General features: G+C 42.6%; 1 protein-coding gene. It reads right to left on the reverse strand.

Features of this window, described 5'->3' with window-relative positions:
- Positions 1-165 precede the first annotated feature (165 nt).
- Positions 166-352 (reverse strand): hypothetical protein (locus JGK36_RS30160; protein ID WP_293201271.1); only part of this gene is annotated, 187 nt, incomplete at its 5' end.

Raw genomic sequence — 352 nt, forward strand, 5'->3', positions numbered from 1 at the left:
TAAATTCAATGTATTGTTAATTTTTGGGCTGGGTGGGGGCGGGTTTTTATAATTGTCGTTGGGTGTCATATATTTCGGTGAACCCGCCCCTACAGGATGATGATAAAATATTCTTTATCGTATTTTATGCCCAAATTCGTAGGGGCGGGTTCGCCATTAATTGTGTCACCAACAAACAATCTCAAAAACCCGCCCCCACCAAACCAATAACCCCCAAAAACCTCCCCACCACATGGTTAAATTCAATGTATTCTTAATTTTTGGGCTGGGTGGGGGCGGGTTTTTATAATTGTCGTTGGGTGTCATATATTTCGGTGAACCCGCCCCTACAGGATGGTGATATAATATTCGA

It is taken from the genome of Microcoleus sp. PH2017_35_SFW_U_B, assembly GCF_020737865.1.
Classification (GTDB): Bacteria; Cyanobacteriota; Cyanobacteriia; order Cyanobacteriales; family Microcoleaceae; genus Microcoleus.